The sequence below is a fragment of the Vibrio sp. QJM3NY_21 genome (genome assembly GCF_057785975.1).
Window position 1 is genome coordinate 1319880 of sequence record NZ_CM173514.1, and the last position, 22067, is coordinate 1341946.

Sequence of the window (22067 nt, forward strand, 5' to 3'; positions counted from 1 at the left end):
CCCTTTTCACTAACAACACTCAGCATTAACGCAATCTGCTAAAGCTCATCAACTCAAGCTTATCAACTTAAGCTGATTAACTACCCAACTCGTGACAGCTTAAGCAGCTTTCTTAGATCATGAATCATGCCTTTAGATTGGCTGACTAGCTGCGAAGGATCAGAAACACTTTTGTATTCCATAACCAATTGCCCGAGTGGGTCAATTATGACAATAGAAGCGGGTGCAAACTCAGTACTTAATTGATCACCACCAGCTAAAAACGACAAATCAGGCTTGTTGAGCGAACCCAACAACGAGTTACCTTCTGAGACGAAAACAACGGCGGTCACTCGCTCTTTGTTTTTCCCTAACGCTAAGTAGCTTTGATTCAAATAATGGAGTTGTTGTTCACACAAGCTTTCGCACTCCATCGGTGCGATATAACCCACAACCCAACCCTCTCCTGCCATGGGTACCATTACGCCGAAATCCGCTAGTGTAATTCTTGGTTCTACCAATTCGCCTGAGTTAGTGACACCCGAGGTATACCAATTCTGGTCCAATACAGTTTTGGCGATAATGGCTGGCAAAGCGAAAATTAAAACAAGTCCAATTAATACCAAGCGCCCTTTAGTACGACGGCTTCTGAGCTCAGCCATGTTTGCCTCGGTACTTTCCCTGTTCACTTGTGCTTGAGACTTATCCATCGTTGTTCTCCGTGATAGGTGTCGCTTTTAGGTACCGATAGCCAATTAACAACATCAAAAACAAAAGTACCGCTGCCATTACAAACCATTGAAATGAGTAACCGAAGTGCTTCTCAGATTTCATTGCCGTCGGCCGCCATAACAACTCATAAGGCCACGATTCTAAGCTTTGCGGTTGGAAGACAAAGGGTAAAACGGCTTGTCCTGTGTACTCTGATAACGCTGTGATGTTGATGTTTTGAATTCTTTTAGGCGTTGTGTTTTCTAAACCCAGCTCATGACTTAGAGGATTCACTGAACGAGTGTACAAACGCCCTGACATATTGGTTAGTAGTGTTATGTTTCCTAGTTGTGGAAGCTCTTTTCTGTCATTACTTGCCGCAACGAACCCCAGATCGATCAATAACTGCTTTTCGGCCACTAAAGACTCGTTTTCATCTTTAAAGCGAACCTCACCCAACATGTAAATCACATACCCCACCGCTCCTTGGTTAACCTGATTGTCTAACAAGACCACTAAACCACTTGGTGTTTCCAATTCCACATCAACCTTCAAACCATTTAAAGACAGCTGTTCAGATGCACCTTGCGCTTGTATACGCGAGTCCTTCCATTCAGAGATAACCGCATCCAATGACCTCGGCGATTGCTGCGCTCTTTCTGATAGCTGTTGTTCATAGCGCAATTTCTCGTTACCTCGATCTAACTGCCACAAACCCAACTTGATTAAAATGCCGACTGAAACCACAGTTAAAACAACCGCTATCCAAAAACCTTTACTGCGGAACTTGTGTTCATCATCAATCAATCGATTTGGAGTTATCACTATGGCGTCATCTACCTTTGTGTTGTTGTTTAAAATTGTATTGGTCGCTTTGCTGTTTTTTATCGCTTTCAATTTGATGAAAGGTCTAATCCAAATCGCATCAGGTAAACACAATGGCAAAAGACTGAGTCACTTCTTGGGTCGTCGAGTCATGTGGTCAGCCGTTGTTGTGCTACTGTTATTACTGGCGTTAGGTTCAGGAATGATAACTCCCAACCCTCGCCCTTATTAAGCCCATACAAACCTAACAGCTAGACCGATATACTTCGTTAGAGCACATAAACAAACACAAACAAACCTAACCAAACCACATCAACAAAGTGCCAATACCAACTGCCCGCTTGGAACGCAAAGTGGTCTTGAGGAGTGAAGTGGTCCTTCGCAACTCTCGCCAGTAACACAATCAAAAAAATCGTTCCTAAACACACATGTAAACCATGGAATCCGGTCAGTAAGAAGAAGGTGTTGCCATAGATACCGGATTGAAGCGTCAGCCCCATCTCTTGATAAGCGTGAAGGTACTCTTCAACTTGGAAGAATAGGAAGAAGCCAGCCAGAACAATGGTTATCTCCAACCACACGATCAAAGCCATACGCTTATTTTGTTCAAGGCTGATATGTGCCATGTGCAGCGTCACAGAGGAAAGCAGCAGGATAATGGTGTTCTTAAGCGGAATACCTTGCCAAGGCATTGCTTGCGTCGTCACACCATCTGGAGTGGTGGTCAGCGGCCATATCGACTGAAACATCGGCCACAACACTTCATGGGTCATTGCATTGTTGCCCGCACCACCAATCCAAGGGACAGAAATCATACGAGCGTAAAAAAGCGCACCAAAGAAAGCACCAAAGAACATGATCTCAGAGAAGATGAACCAACTCATGCCTTGCCTAAAGGAGCGGGATATTTGCTCAGAATAAACGCCACTTAATGATTCCGTGATCACATTACTAAACCAACCTGCGAGCATGTAAAGCAACACACAAAATCCGACTAACAGAACTGCTTTTCCAAAGACGCCGCCAGCAGCGTCGGTGCCCATATTTTGCACCGTCAAGCCAGCGCCAACCGCGACCAAAAACAGCGCTACGGCACCCACCAATGGCCAGTGGCTTTGATGTGGAACGAAATAAACTTCCTTTTTAGAACTCATCGCTCAACTCCTTATGTTGATACTGGTTCTGTAAATCCCTAGTTACTTGCGAGTGTGCTCGCTTTTGGTGAGCCAGATTGTAGTGTGCTCAATGTTGATGTGCTCACTCCAGGCTTACTTGCCTCTCCACTCACCTGACTCGTGATGTTAAACAGCGTATAAGAGAGCGTAAGCGTATGTATCGATTCTGGAATATCGGGCTCGATGTAAAATATCAACCCCATTTCTGCGCTCTTGTGCCCGTCCAATGGCTGCTGATTAAAACAAAAGCATTCCATCTTATTGAAGTAAGTTGCCCCCATACCTGGAGAAACCGATGGCACAGCTTGGCCAACCACTGAGGTTCCAGAAAGGTTTTTGGCAATGTAGTTAGTTTGAACCACCTCACCAGGATGAACCTCTAACACTCGAACTTCAGGCGAAAACTGCCACGGCATATCTGGCTTAATGTGCGACATGAATTCAACGCGGACCGTACGAGAGTAATCAGGCTGCATTCCCTGAGGTTGAACGGCAGAGACCGTGTTGGTTTTCCCGTTGATCCCCAAGGCTTCACACATTACGTCATACAGAGGAACCAAAGCGAAACCGAAGCCAAACATCGCAACCACACTCAACACCAAGTAGCCCGTCAGCTTTTTAGTCGACCGCTTATTAGACAGGCGCTTTGGTTGTTTTTTATCTTGATTGGGATCGCTTTGCTTATCACTCATGGTTCTGTCCTCTAATCCACTTTAGGTGGATGAGTAAAAGTGTGGTGAGGCGCAGGGCTTGGTACGGTCCACTCAAGCCCTTCAGCTCTATCCCAAGGCTTGCTTGGTGCAGGCTCTCCGCCTCTTACGCACTTGATAGCCAGCCATAAGAAAATCAGCTGAGACAACCCAAAGGCAAAACCACCAATCGACACGACTTGGTTAACGTCGGCGAACTGAATTGCGTAATCTGGAATACGACGCGGCATACCCGCTAACCCTAAAAAGTGCATCGGGAAGAACAACACATTAACTGAAATCACCGACGTCCAGAAATGCCACAGACTGAGCTTGTGGTCGTACATATGCCCAGTCCATTTTGGCAGCCAGTAATAGGCGGCGGCCATAATTGAGAACACAGCACCTGTCACCAGAACATAATGGAAATGAGCTACAACAAAGTAGGTATCGTGGTATTGAAAATCAGCTGGCACGATGGCGAGCATCAATCCAGATAAACCACCAATCGTAAACAGAACAATGAAGGCAATCGCAAACAGCATTGGCGTCTCAAAGGTCAAAGCACCCCGCCACATGGTTGCCACCCAGTTGAAGACTTTCACACCGGTCGGCACAGCGATCAACATGGTGCAATACATGAAGAACAGTTCGGCAAATACTGGCATACCGGTAGTGAACATGTGGTGCGCCCAAACCAAGAATGACAACAGTGCGATACTACAGGTCGCGTATACCATAGAGTGATAACCAAACAGACGCTTACCACTGAATGCAGGGATGATCGCCGAGACAATACCAAAAGACGGCAAGATCATGATGTACACTTCGGGGTGCCCAAAGAACCAGAATATGTGCTGGAACATCACCGGGTCCCCACCACCTGCGGCATCAAAGAAGCTAGTCCCAAAGTATTTGTCAGTCAGTACCATGGTCACCGCACCCGCAAGCACGGGCATCACGGCTATCAGCAAGAAAGCGGTAATTAGCCAAGTCCATACAAACATCGGTAACTTGAACCAAGTCATACCCGGTGCGCGCATGTTCACTATGGTTACGATGACGTTAATCGCCCCCATGATCGAACTGATCCCCATAATATGAACTGAGAATACGAATAGCGCGGTACTGTCTGGGCCATAAGTTGTCGAGAGTGGCGCGTAGAAGGTCCAACCAAAACTAGGGCCGCCCCCCTCTGTAAATAAAGATCCGATTAAGATTAGAAACGCAAAAGGCAAGATCCAGAAACTGAGGTTGTTCATTCTCGGCAGCGCCATGTCTGGAGCGCCTATCATCATTGGGATCATCCAGTTAGCCAAACCTGTGAATGCAGGCATCACGGCACCAAACACCATTATTAAACCGTGAACGGTAGTCATCTGATTAAAGAAGTCTGGCTCAACGAGCTGTAACCCCGGTTGGAATAACTCCGCACGGATCACCATCGCCATGGCACCGCCTGTTAAGAACATGGCAAAGCTAAACCAAAGGTAAAGTGTACCTATGTCTTTGTGATTGGTTGAGTAAAGCCAACGCGCCCAACCTTTGGGAGCAGCATGTGAGTCGTGATCATCATGAGGTAAATCATGGCTGTCCAATGAATCTTCAGCTGAATGACTCAGTGCTTGATCTTCTGCGGGAGCCGATTTCACCGGCTTATTGATTGGCGAACTCATAACTGCTCCTTAGCATCGTTTTGTGCCTCATCCGTTGAGCCTTGTTCACTGTTCGTTTCACTTTGTTCGTTGTCAGACCCACCTTCTTGCTTCGCCTTATAAGCGTTCACATCTGAAGCCTGAACCACATCGCCAGTGTCATTACCCCAAGCATTTCTTTGATAAGTCACTACTGCAGCAATCTCTTTCTCGGTTAATTGATTATCAAATGCCTGCATTGCGGTGCCTCCGCGACCATAAACAATGGTATCGATATGAACACCCACATCACCAAGTGCTATAGGGCTTCCTTTAATGGCAGGAAATGCGCCGGGAATACCCTCTCCGTTGACTTGATGACAAACGGCGCAACGGGTTTTGTAAACTTCTTCACCGATGGCATTCAATTCTTCTAAGGAAAGTGACGCATCTAGTGCATCTTGCGCCGCTTGTTGTGCGGCTATCGCCAATTCTTTCTGCCCCGCTAACCATGCGTCAAAATCGTCTTCTTCCATGGCACGTACCACTATCGGCATGAAGCCATGAGCACGACCACACAATTCAGCACACTGACCTCGGTAAACGCCAGGCTCATCGATCTTTGTCCACGCCTCATTGATGAAACCGGGAATGGTATCTTTCTTAACCGCGAAAGCAGGCACCCACCATGAGTGAATAACATCATCGGAAGTCATCAAAAAGCGGACTTTACGATTGATAGGCAGTACTAATGGCTTATCAACCTCTAACAGGTAATGCGCGCCTTTCACTTCAATGCCTTCAATCTCTTTATCGCTGGTCGCTAAAAGGCTGAAAAACTCAACATCTTCGCCAAAGTAGCTGTAGTGCCACTTCCATTGCGAGCCAGTGATTTTGATTGTGAGTTCTGATTGAGAGGTGTCTTCCATCGCAATCAAGGTCTTGGTCGCGGGTATGGCCATAGCGATGAGGATAATAATAGGAATGATGGTCCAAAGGATTTCGACTTTCGTACTTTCGTGAAAATGAGCAGCAACCGCCCCCTTCGACTTTCGGTGTCTCAGAATTGAATAAAACATCACACCAAAAACAACAAAAGCAATCGCACAGCAGATGTAGAAGATCAGCATATGAAGTTCGTATACCTTACCGCTGATCTCAGTGACACCTTGAGTCATGTTGTATTCAGTGCTGGCATGCACCAAAGGCGATACCAAAACCACAACAAAACTTTTCAAAAGCCACCCTAGCCTAACCAGTAATCTTTTCAAAAGATCTCTCCTTATCCTTCCTAATTGGATACTTGCGACCTAAATGTCGTTGCGAGCTGAACAACATTCATTGTTATCCCGGCTGCACATGAAAGGCTGAATCTCAATCTACAACTCACATGGAACTAGCCTGTAAACGGGCTGCTGGCCTCATCTCAACCTAAGAGTGAATACGGCTCATAAGCGTTGGAAGTTTCCATGAAAGATTCAAAAACGGCGAATTTGTTAAATTTTGTTATATTTATGTAAAAGGCTAGTTAGTGATATCCAATTGTTCAAGGTAAGTTTACTTATTAAACAGTCAATTATTTGAAGTTGCTTTATCCATATGCCCTTCCCTTGCTGTTGGAATTTATTTTAAATCGAGTTTTACGATTGCTTTCATGGAAATGATAATCAATATCACTTAAATTAAATCAACAGAAAGACATCCCGATATGAAAAGGTTTAGTAATTATGCAAGATGCTATGAACTGGTTAGCGAGAGACCCAGATCCAAGAACTCGTGAAGAGCTTCAACACCTCATTGATGAGGGAATGCACGACGAATTAGAAGACCGCTTTACTCAACGATTGGAATTCGGAACGGCGGGCTTACGAGGTAAAGTCGGATGCGGTCCAAATAGAATGAACCGCTTGGTGATACAAGAAACGGCAACAGGCCTTGGCCATTACTTGATTGAACATGTCGCCAATGCCTCGATTCGTGGCGTCGTTGTCGGTTATGACGGGCGTTTAGATTCAAAACAATTCGCCATTGATACAGCTTCTGTGCTCACCGCATTGGGCATTAAGGTGTACCTAACCTCCGATGTCGCAGCAACCCCTATTGTTGCTTTTGGTATTGAGCATTTCAACGCAGCTGGCGCTGTTGTTGTTACGGCGAGCCACAACCCGCCGGAATACAATGGCTTCAAAGTATACTGGGAGAATGGCGCTCAAATCATTCCCCCTCACGATGCAGGCATTGCCGGCGAAATCGATGTCGCTTCAACCAAGCCAATCCCATTAATGAGCCTAAGTGATGCCGAAACGCAAGGTAAACTGGTGTGGTTAACTGAGGGTTATTATCAAACATACCGTGCTGCTATTAATCAAAGTCCGTACGTTAATAACACTCTTGAATCGGCGAATACCACCATCACCTACACGGCAATGCATGGGGTGGGGGCAAAAATGGCGGAAGATCTTCTTCACGATGCTGGATTCCACAAAGTATTCAGTGTGGCTGAACAAAGAGAGCCTGATGGTAACTTCCCAACCGTGAACTTCCCGAACCCCGAAGAAAAAGGGGCAATGGATCTCGTTATTAACCTCGCAAAAAGTGTCGATGCCGACATAGCTTGTGCCAACGATCCAGATGCAGATCGATTCGCCGTTGCGGTCAGAACTGACGATACAGCTAGAACTGATGATGCTTCCTATAAAATGCTAACGGGCGATCAAGTCGGCGTGCTATTCGCGCATTACTTGTTGTCGAAGCCGCATACCAAAAACCAGTTAGTTGGTAACAGCATCGTGTCTTCAACTCTGCTTGAAAAAGTGGCTCAATCCCACGGTGCGACTTACTTCCAAACGCTAACGGGCTTTAAATGGTTAGCGAATATTGGCATGCAATTAGAAGATGATCAGAACGAGTTTTTGTTCGCCTATGAAGAAGCGTTAGGCTATACAATTGGTACTCAGGTACGAGACAAAGATGGGCTGTCTGCTATCGTTGTTTTCGCTCAACTGGTTGAAGAGCTCAAATCTCAAGGTCGAACCGTTTGGGATCTTCTTGCTCAAATTTCATTTGAACATGGTGTTCATACCAACGCGCAACGAAGTATTGCCCTAGACCCAGATTCGCCATCGATTGGTTCTAAACTCAGAGCGGCACAACCTAAAGCAATAAACGGTGTTGCTATCTCTGTGATTGAAGATCTGCAGTCTTCTTTACGCTTCGTCATTGGTGGCAATACTGAAGCGATTAACCTGCCTTCAAGTGATGTTCTCATCTATCACCTAGAAGATGGCACTCGCATTATCGTCCGACCTTCAGGCACAGAACCAAAAGTTAAAGTCTATTATGAGACGGTAACAAAGTTCGAAGGGACAGAAACATACGAAGACACTCGCCTACGCGGTGAAGAAGACATGAATAAACTGATTGAACAACACCAGCAAGAGTTGAACGCTTAGTGAATCATCGTTTTCAAAACATCAGTTCTATAAAGTGCAATATGTAACTGCTAGGAATAAAAAATGGACGCTCAAAGCGTCCATTTTTGTCTCAGCGGCTAACCGCGAGAAGATGTTTGGGTTGATTCGTCTACGAAGTAAAGAAAGAAGACAACATCCAGATAGCCAACACGATGAAGACTCCGCCCATGACTTTCTGTTGATAGGTACGAAACTTAGCATTCTCTACGAGAGACTTACCAATCGTACCCACTAAAGCCACCAGCAAAAAGTTGAACGTTAAGCCGAGAACATTCAACAATAAACCCAGAACGAGCATCTGTTCACCAGAAGTCGCTTCAATATTCGTCGACACAAACTGTGGTAAGAACATCACAAAGAAAACCAACGCTTTAGGGTTAAGCAGGTTACTAATCAATGCTCGTTGATAGTAGGCTTTTGCAGCAAAGTTGTCGCTTAGCTCAGGCGCATTACCCTGCTTTGTTCGAAGACAATCCCACCCCATTTTTAATAAGTAGGTACCGCCTAACAGATGAAGGGCTTTTAACGCCACTGGACTCATCGCAATCAATGCTGAAACACCCATTGCTGCCAATACTGTCAGGATAACTCCAGAAGTCGCGTTACCCAAACTTGCAAACACACCAACCTTGCGGCCATAGCTCATACTTGAGCTCGCGATGAGTAACATATCAGGGCCAGGCAAAAGGAGAAGTGCAACAACGGCTGTCAGGTAAACAGGTAAAATGGCTAAGTCGATCATGGGTTTCAGTATTGATAAAAACGGAGGCGGATTTTATATCAATTACCAACACCCTTCCAGATGCAATTAGTTGTAGGATAGTAAAAGATTCGAATTAAATACCATCAACGAACAATAAAACAAATTTATTAACCAAATAGAAAATACTACTTAACTTGCTACCCACTCAATCTCAATTAATGTGGTTTCGCCACACTTTAGGCGACCAAGGAAAATATCACCTCGATGCACTTCACCAACACCTTTGGGGGTGCCTGTCATTACAACATCGCCATCAAGCACAGTCGTGTAAGAAGAGAGCTCTTCTAGGATAGTTTGTGGAGAATACAGCATCTGCTCAACGTGACCCTTTTGAACGCGGACACAGTTAATAAATAATTCTAGGTTTAAGTCAGAGAGATCAAAATTATCAACGGGAACAAAGCGACTAAAGACAGCAGAACCATCAAAGGCTTTGGCACGCTCCCAAGGTAAACCTTTGGCTTTTAAACTGCTTTGCAATTCACGCTTAGTAAGGTCTAAGCCGAATCCCACAGCAGAGTATTCACCGTTTTCAACAATAAAACAGATTTCTGCTTCGTAGTGCAGCGCTTCTTGATGAAAAGAAGACAGGGAGGAAGTAACGCTGGTGCTTGGCTTATTGAAAACCACCATAGAGTCAGGAATCGCATTGTTAAGTTCTTCAATGTGATCGACATAGTTACGCCCAACACACAGTACTTTTGTTGGGGTTGCTGTTCGTTTCGAATTCATCAATTGTTTCTGATCTACAACGCTGCTCATAGTTTATCCCTGAACTATTTTTAGAGAGCAGAGTTTAGCGCATCATAAAATGAGAGTCTTCGACAAGATGATTACCGATCTCTAAATTCTGATCTTGAGCTCAATTCATTGATTTGAATACTTTTAGGTCAATATCGGTGTATATCTCGACCGACCAACTAGAAATAGAGTCATCGGCTTACATAAATTAGAGAAAATGAAACTAAAGGAGGGCGTTAAATTTGAAGAGCATTCATACGAAAGAAGCCCTCTCAGACCAACAGGCTTGAGAGGGCTTAGCATGGTGTCTAGGACAGTATCCTAAAAGGTAAACTTAAGGAGTAAACACTATGCTAAATAAGTCTGCGACTTATAAGTAGTAACGAGCACCAAGTAGCCACTGGTCGTCAGCTTTCTCTTTGTACACGCCAGAACCTTGTAGATCGAACTGGTAACCAGCAAAGCCTACGAACTGAGATGTGAAGTTGTATTCAGCTTGTAGAGCAGTTGTAGCAAATACTGTTTCGCTCATCTTGTCGTCTTCTACAGCTTCGTAGTTAACACTTAGGTTAAGGCTGTTAGCTAATGCGTAAGATGCTAAAAATTCGTAACCTGTAGACTCTGAAATAACGCCAAACTTACCATTATTCATGTAGTTGTTCGCTGCGTATACAGCTGCAACGTAAAGACCTTCAGAACCGTATGAACCGTAAGTTGCACTTAGTACATTAGAGTCAGCAGTCTTTGAATCAGTACCAACATTAGCACCAGTACCGAAAGTAACGTCACCAGTATTGTAAGCGTAGTTCACAGAGAAGTTAGCGATATCGTAGTTCAAAGCGATTTGACCGCGGTTACCGTACTTATTCTCTGAAGCAACTTTGTTGTATTCTTCGTCAGAAACCTTGCGGCCTTGCCATGCAACGCCAATTGCTAGAGAGCCAGCGTTACCAAAATCCATAGCGTTAGCGTAGCTCACCATCTCTTCACCACGACCAGTACCGAGGTTACCGTGATCTTCGTAGATGAAGTCATTCGCGAATGCGATTGGCATATCTGCTACGCCAGCAACGTTGTAGTAAGGTGCCCATTGAGTACCTACTGCAGCACGACCGTAATCGTCGTGAGAAACACCAACGTAACCAAGACGAGTTGTGAATGACTGATCACCACCGTCTAGCATGTTTAGCGCCCATTCACCTTTAGCGTCAGCGGTAAAGCCGTTACCAAGTTCATGAGTTGCACCGAAGTTGATACGTGGAGATACAGTTTCTACACCGATGTCATCGCTGCTTTGACGGTCAGAGCTATTTACGTCACCAACTGCAACTGAAACGTGGCCGCCAACAGAGAATGTTGTGCCGTCTTCGTTGTAAAGTTCTACAGCAACTGCCTGTGTACCAAATACTGCACCAGAAATTGCTAGCGCTAAAAGTTTCTTATTCATTGTCATATCCATTATGTAACTGGGTGAGTTATTCACTAACAACCTCGTGCTTACGGAGAAGTTGTTACCTGCATTTAACAAGTAGGCAAACACTAATATACGAATGACAAAAAAGTTGCATTAAAATATATAAAATAAAAAAAATCACACTATAAAAATCAAAAAAAACTTTATAAACAATACTATACAAATAAAACCACAAGCGTAACTTGGTATTTATTGAGATAAATCTATCAATGCTTTTGATTTTCTAGTCATCAAATAAACATTAAAAATCAAAATTAAAATTTACTCGTCAGACCATCACATGACAAAACCTTAACCTTGAAACATTTTGTAACACTGAGAATCTGATTGAAATATTTAATCGTGTGAAACAATTCCCACTTTAGAGAAGATAAAAGTACCTTAGCGAAAATTCATTAAAGCCAAACACAAAAAAAGGGCAACCAATCAGCGACCGGTTACCCTAATAACTCATCATTGGACTTTTATTTGAAGCAAACCTCAGCCCAACGAGCTAAACCTGAAGTTACTGAACCGAAGTAATTACCACTCACGATAGGTACGTTCGGCACTGCTTGTTGTACGGCTTCACGAAGTATAGGTGAACGAGCTGAACCACCCGTCATGTAAATTACGTCTGGCTTTTTCTGGCCTTGTAGCATGGCTTCTTTAACCAACTCAATCATCTTAGACTTTGGCGATTCAATAGCTTCAACCATCTGATCAACGGAAATGTCCACTTCGACCAATTCAGAAGCAACATTAATCGCGGCTCGATATTGAGAAGATTCTGCTAGTGCAATTTTGGCTTCTTCCGCTCTGCGTACAAGGCTATAGCCTAGAGTGTCATGATAAACCCTCATCAAACGCTCCAGCTTTTGAGGGTTTGAAGCTTCTTTACGAAGTAGTTTTAGTGCTGCTAGGTTTTCTCTTGAATAGAAGTTCTTTTGAGCTTCAACATTATTGATCGCAATTGGATTCCAGAATTGAGTCAGCGGCATATCGATACCCGAAATGCCTTTGCTGCCCATACCGAAAGGTGACATCAGTTGTTTGAAGGCAAGGTAGATATCAAGGTCGTTACCCCCTACCCTTTGCCCGCTGTGAGCTAACAAGCTCTGGGTTCGGTCCGCTTTACCCGACCAAGTTGGCCCCATTTCTAACAATGAGCAATCGGTGGTACCACCGCCAATATCCACAACCAATACCGTTTGGTTTTCAGTCAGGGTACTTTCGTAATCAAGGCCTGCGGCTACTGGTTCAAATTGAAAAGCAATATCAAGGAAGCCTGCACGCTTAGCTGCGCGTGAGAGTATGTCTTCAGCTTGTCGGTTTGCTTCTTCACCACCTCGACCGTGGAAGTTAATTGGTCGACCGATAACAGCTTGTTTGATCTGCTCTTGAGTCGTGAGTTCTGCTTGGTGTTTAATATTTGCCATCATGGCGCACACTAAATCTTCGAAGAAACTCACCTGAACATCATGCAACCCGCTTGCGCCAAGAAAAGACTTAGGGGATTTTACGTAATAAACATCGCGAGGGTCTTCTAAGTAAAGATCCAACGCCGCCTGACCAAACGCCATATCTTCTGGCACCAAATCAATACTCTCTTCTCGATTCAAAGCAATAGCACGTCGTAACACTTGCTCACCAACCGCATCACTCGGTTTGATATTCAAATGGCGAAATAGATGCTCAGAAACACTTTCACGAGTAGGCGCAAACACGGTTGAGGGAATATAGTGGTTGTTACCTTCTAGCGGTAACAGGCTTGGTTTTCCATCAACCATTGCCGCGACAGAACAGTTCGCTGTTCCATAATCAAATCCAATAAACATAATATCCCCCACTCAACAAAAGGGGCGAGATGCTACATGAAAAGCCTAAAAATTACGAGGTCATTTCTAAATTTAACTGAGTAATTTCTTAGCCTAACGGCTCTTAATAGGCAAACAAATATGCTACATTTCAGCCCAAATGAATCACAGGTTAGATAAATGAAAACACCTTGCCGAGCGGCTTGTAAAAATAATGGCGGAATGTGCAGTGGCTGCTTTCGAACAATGGATGAAATTATAGGCTGGAAAGGCTTATCTGAAGAAGAGCAAACGTCGGTTATGGATAATCTTACTGGTGTTAGTTCGACTCACCAATGTCCGCAGTGTAATGAGCCAGCTCAATGCGATATCAGTGCGGGTAAAGAGACGTGTTGGTGTTTTGAACTAGAAAAGCGTGATACTAGCGATATTCCAAAAGCTGGAGTATGTCTGTGCCGCACATGCTTGTCTGAACTGCCTATTCAGTAGATTACCTGTACAGTAGGTTCGAACCTGTTAAGTAGTTTAGAACCTATTCCGCAGGTTACGTACCGGTTCAACATAGACAAAAAAGCGAGAGGTTGCTTCTCGCTTCAAAATACTGAGATTTATTTGGTTAGTGCCTACTTCGTTTTTGCAACCAGCGCAGGCTGAGAAAACTGTATACCGTTCCAACCATGAACCATGAAGTTACGAATATTTTGATGGTCTGTGTTCTCTGGAAAACCTAGCACGTCGTTACGATAAAATTGACCAAAACAAGCAAGTGTTTGCTCCGCAGATAAACCTTGCTCTAAACCAAAAGCAAAAATCTTACACGAACCATTATTCTGCCCTGCAGTATTCACCACTTCACCATTGCGAAATTCACTCTCCGCAAAAACATAGTGAGCTTCGATTACTTGCATTGTATCTTCAAATTGCACGCTTTCTGGGGTTTCAGCCAGAGTATTTAATAAGGTTTCCAGTTCCATTTACTATTTCTCCATCAAGTATATATCTGTCAGCAGTGTATCTTGTTTTACGACAAGAGTAAGCCGTTGTTTACTTGGGACAGCGATTCACTTTTTGAACAAACAATGCAAATTACCTCAATGAAACTAATGACATAGTTTTATCAGGACGTTATATTATTTTATCAGACGATTAACATTGTTCAGTAACGAATATGCATAAAGATAAAAACTTAGAACTGTTTAGATACCTCAAACCCGGTACAAAAACAGCAGGTGTATTAGAATTTGGCCCAGACGACTCGATCCAGATCACTACACTCTATATCGGACACAAAGAAGAACAATACCTTATCCTTGAGCTGTCACAAAAAGCGACAGAAGCACTGACGCTAAGAAAACTCATCAACGTGGATATTATTGTTCGTGCCATCACCGACACCGAACTTGGGCACATTGTCGCGTTTAAAACCAACGTACTGGCTCATATCACCTCGCCTGCACATCTTATTTTCCTTCGTCCGCCTTCAAGCTTTGCGACCAAGCCTATCCGTGAACACGAAAGATATAAGGTACGACTCAGCTGTGAAGTTACTTTTGATACTTTGTCATTAGATGCCACCCTGGTCGATTTTTCAGTCTCAGGCTGCGGCGTCTATATTACCCAGCAATCCGATATCGATGTCGGTTGGAAGATACAAGTAAACTCTGTCTTAAGTGAGTACTTAGATAGCGAACTGATCTACAACGTAGTGAGCAAAAAAAGACAAGGCCAAGGTTGGCTATTAGGCATTCAGTTCCCTGAACACCTAGATATGAGTGACGAGTTAAAAACGCTGCTGTTGGAGCAAGCATTTGTTGCCGGCTTTGTATAAATGCGTGTTCAAGTAAAGTTTATTCACAGCACTTGTTCTATCGCACTTTCAAAGGTTTAGATCAGTCGTTCGTTACATCCCAATGTGAGTTTTTAAAATGAACAAATGCTTGGTGTAGCGACTCTTCTTTAATGGGTTTTACAATCACGTAATTAGCCCCAGCAGCCATAAAGCTGTCTCTTGTCGACGCTTGAGCATCAGCGGTACACGCATAAATCGGGGCTGCAACGCCAATATCATCCCTAAGTTGCTGAGTAGTTTCAACGCCACCAAGATTGGGAAGTTGGTTATCCATCAAAATAAGATCATAGGTTGTCGCCTTAGCCATTTCTAGCGCTTCTAAACCGTCTTTTGCCCATGTCACCACCATGCCATATTTTTTACAGAAAGCCTGCGCAATAAAGGCATTGGTGTGATTGTCTTCCACCAGCAATACGCTCAAAGATCGACTAAACAACGCCTCTGGTTCGATATCAGCTTGTTGCTTCACGCCCAATAGCGGCTTAGAGTGCACTTCCACTGGAATTTCTATAATGAACTCCGAACCTTGGTTTATCTCACTGCGGACTTGAATGTCCCCTTCCAGCATATCGACCAGATTTTTTACAATCGTTAAGCCCAGCCCTGTCCCACCATATTCACGAGTCGTGGTCTCTTCGGCTTGAACAAAGGGTTCAAATACAGCGTCAATCTTGTTTTCATCAATACCAATACCGGTATCTTTCACTCGAACGATCAAACTCGCATGATCTGAGTTAAAGATACTTTCGAGTTCAAAACTAACGGAAATACCGCCTTGGTGAGTGAACTTAAGAGCGTTACTCACCAAGTTAAACATGATTTGATTCAGGCGCACTTGGTCGGTGTTTATTTCAATGTCATCAGCCAAATGATTCACAATAGTAAATGCGATCGATTTATCGCCACAAAGCGGACGATAGATACTGTCTAATGTATTAACCAGTTCCCCCAAACGGAAGTCTTTCTTTTGAATATTGAACTGCCCCTGCTCTATCTTTGAGAAGTCCAAGATATCGTTAAGTACCGCCAGCAAATGTTCCGCACTATTGCAAAGTACATCCACCTGTTCACGGTTATCTTCACTGTGTATAGAGCGCTTCAGCAACTGAGAAACACCAAGAATACCATTAAGCGGTGTACGGATTTCATGGCTCATCTTAGCTAGAAAATCTGCACGTACATTCGCAAGGTGCTCAGCTTCTTCTCTTGCTCGATCGGCCTGCCTCTCGGCTTCAATGAGCTTAGTAATGTCTTGGCCTTGTACCACGACACCTGTGATGCCGTGTTCAACGCGAATTGCAGACATGTTCCAACGAAATACCTTCCCACCAATTGGCACGTTAATGCCCGTCAGCTTTGAACCTTGAACCACCATATGGATATTGGGTAGCATGCGATGCTCAAACTCTTGAGCCACTGCTCCGTAGTTATCATCGGCGTCAAATAGCGCCATACGAGCAGCGGGGTTCATCTGAATTAAGTCACCTTTATCAGACCAAACCAAGATAGGTGAATGAGCAAAGTTAAAGAGATCTTGGAACTTTTGGTTCTGTTCGGATAAACGTTCAAAAGTGTCCTCAAGTGTACAACCAATATGATGAAACTCGAAAATATTGGAGCCATCGAACTTGTTGTACTCTTCGCCGTCACTTGCTGAGCGAGTAAAGTCCATCAACTTATCGAGTTCAGCCGCCACCTTTCTTTGAATCCAAGTTCGCGCAAAGAAAGACATCAATATGATCACCACAATCACAACAATGATCGCACGCTCATAGTTCTCTTCTAACGCAATGAAGTTCGTGTTCTTTTGGACAGCTCGAATGATGAGAGGCGTTTCAACAGCATTGATTTTAATAGTTGCGATGGTGACGAAATGGCGAGGCAATTGCTCGTACATTTTGTAGTTGAGAATATCCGTTATTGTGTAACTTTCATCGCCACTGAATGTTGACGTAACCGGTGTACCGTGCGCTTCAATAACGATGTTCTCGCAATTGCTTCCCTGTTGGATCGATTCTGCAAGCGAGAAGTTATTATCGAGTACGATCGCGATATAGAGCTGGCCAAGAACCTCCCCTGTTTTGTTATCCACAATAGGGGTTCGGCGAGCCAACAAATGACGCTTACCAATATCGGTTATCACTTTAATGAAATGCCAGTTACTACTAAATGAAACCTCATCAGAGATATGTTTTAAGTTGGACTCGTCCAATCCATAAAACTGGCCATTACCATCGTCCCAAGCCAAACCATCATGAGTAGACACAAAACGCAAATCCGGTGCATGATCAGGTTCACTTTGGTCAACACCAAAAAAGAAGTAACTCAGAGCCTCTTTATTGCCAGTAGCAAAATACGCTCTGAGTGTTTCACTGTGTGAGCTACTGTCTTGATGAATTTGTAGCACCGACAAACGATAATCAAACATATTTTGGATGAGGCTTGAGGTTTGTTTAACCGTTCGATTCGTCTCTTGCTTTACGATGGTACTACTGGTCTCATAAGTATGAATAAGCACGCCAAGTGCCATCACACCTATCACTAAAATAATGATACGCGTAATGAGCCTAGCTAAAGTGTTTCTAGGTGTACTGGCGTAACTTTTCTTCATTATTGGCCTGAGTACCTAAATGCTCGCTGCTTAAGTTCTGAAATACGTTCTGGAGAATCTTCCTTGGTTACTACTTCAAATTCGCCAGAGTAAACGGTAGGAACTTTCAATCCGGCTAGATCCCACTTTATTGCCTCTGCCATAGCGATACCGGTATCGTCATTCATGCGCATAACAGTGACATCTAGGTCGCCCCTTGCAATGGCTTCAAGTTCAGCGGATCCGCCTCCCCAGCCATTAACTAAGATATCTCGACCAGATTCACGAATGGCTTCTACTGCGCCCAAAGCGACATCGGTTGAACACGCATAGATAAAGTCTAGATCCTTATCGTTCGCTATGCTGATTTTAGCCGCTTGATAACCACTTTCTTTATCAGATCTTGTGTAGAACGAAGACTTAAGATCAAAATGAGTACCGGTATTCACTTCATGGATAAAGGTATCTCCACGCGCATCACTGATGTAACCTTGCGAATAGTATAAAACAGAATACTTACTGGCTGGTTGGCTAACTTCTTTAAAATAATTTGCCAATTTCAAACTACCGGTCGCATGATCAAAACCCACATACATGAATGGCTGTCTATCGGCCCACGCTCGGACTGGGGTCGTAATATTTTGAAGAATCAGTTTGGTGTCAGTAGAATTCAACACGTGCTCAATAAACTTGCGATGACGCGTCGTATCTAACGTAAAAATCAGATAGTCCGTCTTGTTTTCAATCGCCTCTTGCAAAGAAATGCTCTGTTGAGAGACATCTGCATTTACACGTGTAAACACTTGGTTAATTTGATAGCGAATTCTCAGCTTATCGAGACGTTTCTCAAAAGCTTGGATATTACGAACCCAATAATCAGAGATCTGTTGACCCGGATACACGACTGAAATCGTAATAGGCCTGTCTTGAACTCGTCTCAATGGCACAGGATGATTTTGCACAGCTTCGACCATTTTATCGGTCAGTGCTTTTTGTTCTGGAAAGTTGGAAAGATAATCTTGGTATTCCCAATACCCATTGAGGACATGAGTTCCGTGAGAGAGAGCGGACGCAGAAAATACGGCAAGTCCAAACAACATCAATAAACGTTTCATATTTTTCTCGTTCTATATGAGCTACTTTGGCTCATTTTTTAACCTAGCATGACACCATCTCTTTGTATGGCTAAAAGATATTATGTAGGACAACGGTGATAAATGATAGCGCCTCATAATAATTAGAACGACATTCTAAATGAGCGATATGTTAATTTGGAATGGAGATTAGTAATAACAAGCTAGATGATGAAATAAGGCTCTCAAGACGAAAGTGAATTAATACATATAATCAATAACTTAAAATAATCCAGCGTAAGGTTTACATTATTAAGATTTAATCAATAACAAACATTTTGGCTATGAATTATGAGACTTCGATATATTGAATTCTGCCTTGTTGCCACTCAATAATCAGTTTAAGTGATACCAGTTTTTCTTTGCGAGATTTTGGTAGTTGTTTGATCGCGTATTCGGTTTTCAACGCCTCACTTTTTGACCCAACACCAAAACTCCAAACTAGCTTAAGCGGGCCTTTACCTTTTAAAGCTTTGGCGCCTTTACCGGTTTGATGTTGTTCAAATCGACGTTCTAAATTATTCGTCACGCCACAATAAAGGGCATTGTGACGATTGCGGATTAAGTACACGACCCAATCCGCATTTTTATCAGACTCAGACATCTAAAGCAGTGATTCAACCAAAGCCTTAAGCTCTGCCACTTCTTCACGTAGGCTTGCGACTTCTGATTCAAGTTCTTCAAACTTTTCGCTTGTCGCAGAAGGTGCCGCCGCACTTACCGATGCCGTCGCAAACGCTTCAACATCTACTTCACCACTCAATAAGTGCTGGTAGCGTGATTCGCGTTTACCCGCTTCACGTGGTAACTTCACGACTAAAGCGCCCGCTTCTCTTACGGCTAATTTATCGAGTGTCGCTTCAACCTCTTTCACATCACTAAAATTAGCAAGACGACCAGTACGAGTGCGCAGTTCGCCAGGCGTTTGCGCCCCACGAAGCAGCATACAGCAGATGATTGCACGCTCTTGCTCTGTAAATTGCAAGTCCCCAAATTCAGTATTACAGAAACGATGCTGATACTTATTAACACGGCTATTGAAGCTGCTCTCATCACTCACCATGCGGCGAGCTATCAAACCATCAACCGCATCTAAAACGTCCGACTCAGACAGAGAGAGAACTGGCTCACGGTTACTCTTTTGGTTACATGCAGTCGTTAAGCTGTTTAACGTTAACGGGTAATGATCCGGGGTAGTGACTTCTTTCTCGATCAAGCAACCGATAATTCTCGCTTCAATTGGGGAAAGTACTGTGTTCATCGTTTTTCCTTTTTATTATTTTGATAATTCCATCTCAACATTTAACAATGCAGCCAGTAATGGCTAATGCTCAGACAAAATCGGTACTCGTTTCTTTCTGCCTTGTTCATCAATCATTATGATCTTAGAACGATTTAGCTCTATTTCCACGACTTCCAAATAAGTACGTTCTTGTACATACGCATCACGAAGCTTGTTTTGCTCTGCCGAAGGTTCAGTGACATCGTCGCCCAAATCTTCTGTTTCCAGTTGTTGTTGATTCATTTCACATTTCGTATCAATGCAGTGTCTATACTGGATACTAACTTGAACAGTTAGATAAAAACAATCGCACTTTAGCGAGAGTGCCGAATAATTATACAACCTTACTTTTGCTTTGATCTAAAGACTGTTACAACACTAACTGATGTGCTTTAATCAGAACCAGACAACGTATTTGACGATTAGGAAAAGGAATCTATGAGCAGCGTATTTGAAATTGTTAACCAAGCACGACGTAAGAACAAACTTAAGCGTGAACTTTTAGACAACGAAAAGAAAGTTCGCGACAACCGCAAGCGTGTCGACCTTCTTGATAACCTACTTGATTACATCAAGCCAGAGATGACTCACGACGAGATCTTAGGCATTATCAAAAACATGAAAGCTGACTACGAAGACCGCGTTGATGATCACATCATCAAGAGTGCAGAGATCTCTAAAGCTCGTCGCGACATCAGCCGCCGCATTCGTGAACTAACAGAAGAAGACAAACAAACTCAAGGTAAGAAGTAATCTAACCTCGCGAATTTACTTGCAACAATGTTAGTAACCCACTCTTAGTAGTGGGTTTTTTTATGCCCAAATTCTAACGTCTATACTTAAGCGAACGTAAAACTGAGCAACTGTAAAACTAACTAGGTGAACGTAAGCAACGGAGTGACCTATGTACGCAAGTATTCTAATTACCTTAGCGTTATCAACGACACAACCTTACCCTGAAAAATTTGAGAAACTTTATACCGAAGAAACCGAAATCACTTATGACGATCTCGTGGTCGATGTTCATGGCTACAAGGTTCCGACCCGATCAGCATTTCGAGGTTGGATGCTCCTTAACCACGCCCAAGATCAAGTCAAAGCGATCGGTCAACAACTCAAAGACAACGGCATCACTCAGAGCATGCCTCTGCATTTAGTCTTGTTGCAAGGCACGGATTGGGCAATGAGTAATACGACCCTGTTCACCCTTCCCAATAAGAAACATGTGCCAAACATGATCAATACCCTTAAGTACATACAACAATATATTGAGCCTGAAATTGGCGTTGTTATCCCTGTATCCGGAGAGCGAACCAATATCTACAATCAACAAGCTGGCGGCGCACTGCGAAGTAAACACTTGGAATTCTGCGCCTTAGACTTAGTTCCTGCGAATGATATTACTCGCGAAGATCTACACGTGAAACTTAAAAAGATTCATGCTGAATTTGGGCAAAAAAATAACGTTGGGCTGGGTTTGTATTCTGGTGTTCGATTCCACATCGATACTTGCGGATTTAGACAGTGGTAACCACACAATGGAGTCATAATGACTTGATTATTATCAGGGTCATTATGACTCAAATAATTGACAGGACACTTTAACCAATTGATTTAATGATTAAAATAAAACTGGAACGTTAATTGCTATTGATAATGAGTATCATAATTATTAATAGCAATTAGGAATTCAATATGAAGACGATGACTCAACGCTTTCAAACGCTACTTTCTGTTTCAAACTTCAGTCTAGCAACCACCGCCTTGCTTATGCTACTCAGTATTATTGTTGCTTATCCGATGGCCGATCACTTCTCACTGCCAATTCAAATTGTCGCACACATCAGCACGATCTTAGTGGCTGCATTACTAAAGATTAGTTATGTCGGTCGCTGCCTTGCGCAATACAACCTTGGGTTAGAAGTTCGCTAAATCGTACAGTGCTAGCCTTGA

23 protein-coding genes are annotated in these 22067 nt (G+C 43.4%); 7 read left to right on the forward strand and 16 right to left on the reverse strand.

The window, feature by feature from the left end:
* Positions 1–80 precede the first annotated feature (80 nt).
* Both AC3CID_RS21390 and AC3CID_RS21395 read right to left on the reverse strand, forming a co-directional pair.
* Positions 81–689 (reverse strand): hypothetical protein, encoded by a 609-nt coding sequence (locus AC3CID_RS21390; RefSeq protein WP_488527416.1) that lies wholly within the window; start codon positions 687–689, stop codon positions 81–83.
* Positions 682–1515: an SURF1 family protein gene (locus tag AC3CID_RS21395; RefSeq protein WP_488527417.1), complete on the reverse strand. Its 834-nt coding sequence runs from the start codon at positions 1513–1515 to the stop codon at positions 682–684. The genes AC3CID_RS21390 and AC3CID_RS21395 overlap by 8 nt, the downstream gene beginning before the upstream one ends.
* Before the next feature lies 1 nt (position 1516).
* On the opposite strand from AC3CID_RS21395, the gene AC3CID_RS21400 reads away from it, so the two are divergent.
* On the forward strand, positions 1517–1747 hold the full coding sequence (locus tag AC3CID_RS21400) for a DUF2909 family protein (protein WP_029225153.1): 231 nt from the start codon (positions 1517–1519) through the stop codon (positions 1745–1747).
* 37 nt (positions 1748–1784) lie between these two features.
* Here the strand turns inward: AC3CID_RS21400 and AC3CID_RS21405 are convergent, their stop codons facing one another.
* From AC3CID_RS21405 to coxB, 4 genes are read right to left on the reverse strand one after another with little or no spacing between them, the layout of a single operon-like run.
* Positions 1785–2669, reverse strand: a complete 885-nt coding sequence (locus tag AC3CID_RS21405) for a cytochrome c oxidase subunit 3 (RefSeq protein ID WP_488527418.1) — start codon at positions 2667–2669, stop codon at positions 1785–1787.
* Positions 2670–2707: 38 nt separating this feature from the next.
* A complete protein-coding gene (locus AC3CID_RS21410; RefSeq protein ID WP_488527419.1) occupies positions 2708–3382 on the reverse strand; it encodes a cytochrome c oxidase assembly protein in 675 nt (224 codons plus the stop codon).
* Between the two features lie 11 nt (positions 3383–3393).
* Positions 3394–5055, reverse strand: a complete 1662-nt coding sequence (ctaD, locus tag AC3CID_RS21415) for a cytochrome c oxidase subunit I (protein ID WP_102450107.1) — start codon at positions 5053–5055, stop codon at positions 3394–3396.
* Positions 5052–6284 carry a cytochrome c oxidase subunit II gene (gene coxB / locus AC3CID_RS21420; protein ID WP_102450108.1) on the reverse strand — a complete coding sequence of 411 codons (1233 nt, stop codon included), beginning with the start codon at positions 6282–6284 and terminating at the stop codon, positions 5052–5054. The genes ctaD and coxB overlap by 4 nt, the downstream gene beginning before the upstream one ends.
* A gap of 456 nt (positions 6285–6740) precedes the next feature.
* On the opposite strand from coxB, the gene AC3CID_RS21425 reads away from it, so the two are divergent.
* Positions 6741–8465 (forward strand): phospho-sugar mutase, encoded by a 1725-nt coding sequence (locus tag AC3CID_RS21425; RefSeq protein ID WP_102450109.1) that lies wholly within the window; start codon positions 6741–6743, stop codon positions 8463–8465.
* A 130-nt stretch (positions 8466–8595) separates the two neighbouring features.
* On the opposite strand, the gene AC3CID_RS21430 is transcribed toward AC3CID_RS21425, so the two are convergent.
* From AC3CID_RS21430 to yegD, 4 genes are all read right to left on the reverse strand, one after another.
* Positions 8596–9228, reverse strand: coding sequence for a LysE family translocator (locus AC3CID_RS21430; RefSeq protein ID WP_488527420.1), 633 nt, complete (start codon positions 9226–9228; stop codon positions 8596–8598).
* Positions 9229–9378: 150 nt separating this feature from the next.
* A complete protein-coding gene (locus AC3CID_RS21435) occupies positions 9379–10011 on the reverse strand; it encodes a fumarylacetoacetate hydrolase family protein (protein ID WP_102450111.1) in 633 nt (210 codons plus the stop codon).
* Positions 10012–10360: 349 nt separating this feature from the next.
* Positions 10361–11437 carry a porin gene (locus AC3CID_RS21440; protein WP_488527421.1) on the reverse strand — a complete coding sequence of 359 codons (1077 nt, stop codon included), beginning with the start codon at positions 11435–11437 and terminating at the stop codon, positions 10361–10363.
* A 491-nt stretch (positions 11438–11928) separates the two neighbouring features.
* Positions 11929–13281 (reverse strand): molecular chaperone, encoded by a 1353-nt coding sequence (gene yegD, locus AC3CID_RS21445; RefSeq protein WP_488527422.1) that lies wholly within the window; start codon positions 13279–13281, stop codon positions 11929–11931.
* Positions 13282–13440: 159 nt separating this feature from the next.
* Here yegD and AC3CID_RS21450 point away from each other — a divergent pair, with 159 nt between their 5' ends.
* The gene (locus tag AC3CID_RS21450; RefSeq protein ID WP_146456178.1) at positions 13441–13749 is read left to right on the forward strand and encodes a DUF1289 domain-containing protein; all 309 of its coding nucleotides are present in this window, start codon (positions 13441–13443) and stop codon (positions 13747–13749) included.
* Between the two features lie 134 nt (positions 13750–13883).
* Here AC3CID_RS21450 and AC3CID_RS21455 read toward each other — a convergent pair whose 3' ends face one another.
* The gene (locus tag AC3CID_RS21455) at positions 13884–14234 is read right to left on the reverse strand and encodes a HopJ type III effector protein (RefSeq protein WP_017082477.1); all 351 of its coding nucleotides are present in this window, start codon (positions 14232–14234) and stop codon (positions 13884–13886) included.
* A 194-nt stretch (positions 14235–14428) separates the two neighbouring features.
* Here AC3CID_RS21455 and AC3CID_RS21460 point away from each other — a divergent pair, with 194 nt between their 5' ends.
* Positions 14429–15088 (forward strand): PilZ domain-containing protein, encoded by a 660-nt coding sequence (locus AC3CID_RS21460; protein ID WP_054547115.1) that lies wholly within the window; start codon positions 14429–14431, stop codon positions 15086–15088.
* A gap of 61 nt (positions 15089–15149) precedes the next feature.
* Here the strand turns inward: AC3CID_RS21460 and luxQ are convergent, their stop codons facing one another.
* The 5 genes from luxQ to AC3CID_RS21485 all read right to left on the reverse strand — a co-directional run bounded on the left by luxQ (position 15150) and on the right by AC3CID_RS21485 (position 20357).
* Positions 15150–17720 (reverse strand): quorum-sensing autoinducer 2 sensor kinase/phosphatase LuxQ, encoded by a 2571-nt coding sequence (gene luxQ, locus AC3CID_RS21465; RefSeq protein ID WP_488527423.1) that lies wholly within the window; start codon positions 17718–17720, stop codon positions 15150–15152.
* Entirely contained in the window at positions 17720–18814 is a 1095-nt protein-coding gene (locus AC3CID_RS21470; RefSeq protein WP_054547117.1) for an autoinducer 2-binding periplasmic protein LuxP, read from the reverse strand. Before AC3CID_RS21470 ends, luxQ begins: the two co-directional genes overlap by 1 nt.
* A gap of 307 nt (positions 18815–19121) precedes the next feature.
* Entirely contained in the window at positions 19122–19436 is a 315-nt protein-coding gene (locus tag AC3CID_RS21475; protein ID WP_065205876.1) for a GIY-YIG nuclease family protein, read from the reverse strand.
* Complete coding sequence (locus tag AC3CID_RS21480) at positions 19437–20093, reverse strand: YceH family protein (protein ID WP_054547119.1); 657 nt, start codon at positions 20091–20093, stop codon at positions 19437–19439.
* Between the two features lie 63 nt (positions 20094–20156).
* Entirely contained in the window at positions 20157–20357 is a 201-nt protein-coding gene (locus AC3CID_RS21485) for a hypothetical protein (RefSeq protein ID WP_004730052.1), read from the reverse strand.
* 195 nt (positions 20358–20552) lie between these two features.
* On the opposite strand from AC3CID_RS21485, the gene AC3CID_RS21490 reads away from it, so the two are divergent.
* The 3 genes from AC3CID_RS21490 (at position 20553) to AC3CID_RS21500 (ending at position 22046) form a co-directional block, all read left to right on the forward strand.
* Positions 20553–20867 (forward strand): DUF496 family protein, encoded by a 315-nt coding sequence (locus AC3CID_RS21490; RefSeq protein WP_004730049.1) that lies wholly within the window; start codon positions 20553–20555, stop codon positions 20865–20867.
* Positions 20868–21018: 151 nt separating this feature from the next.
* On the forward strand, positions 21019–21645 hold the full coding sequence (locus AC3CID_RS21495; RefSeq protein ID WP_065205875.1) for a D-Ala-D-Ala carboxypeptidase family metallohydrolase: 627 nt from the start codon (positions 21019–21021) through the stop codon (positions 21643–21645).
* Positions 21646–21809: 164 nt separating this feature from the next.
* On the forward strand, positions 21810–22046 hold the full coding sequence (locus AC3CID_RS21500) for a hypothetical protein (RefSeq protein WP_004730045.1): 237 nt from the start codon (positions 21810–21812) through the stop codon (positions 22044–22046).
* Positions 22047–22067 lie beyond the last annotated feature (21 nt).